Raw genomic sequence first — 252 nt, 5'->3', positions numbered from 1 at the left:
CTTCGCCATCGGCATATCGGGCTGGGTGCAGTACGCGCGCACGGTGCGCGGCTCGACGCTGGTGGAACGCAACAAGGAATACGTGCAGGCGGCGCGCCTGATCGGCATCGGCCCGGTCACCATCCTGCGCCGCCACATCCTGCCCAACGTGATGGGACCGGTGCTGGTGATCGCCACCATCCACCTGGCCATCGCCATCATCACCGAAGCCACGCTGTCGTTCCTGGGCGTGGGCGTGCCGCCGACCGCGCC

At 68.7% G+C, this 252-nt stretch carries 1 protein-coding gene; it reads left to right on the top strand.

Annotated elements, in window-relative coordinates; genetic code table 11:
• Nucleotides 1-252, top strand: a 252-nt coding sequence (locus tag SB764_RS42840; protein ID WP_410867156.1) for an ABC transporter permease, incomplete at both ends; no start/stop codon positions are given.

Source organism: Paraburkholderia sp. SIMBA_027 (assembly GCF_046535315.1).
GTDB classification, from domain to species: Bacteria; Pseudomonadota; Gammaproteobacteria; order Burkholderiales; family Burkholderiaceae; genus Paraburkholderia; species Paraburkholderia tropica.
The sequence above is the reverse complement of the archived record's forward strand: the minus strand, read 5'-3'. Positions and strand labels throughout refer to the sequence as shown.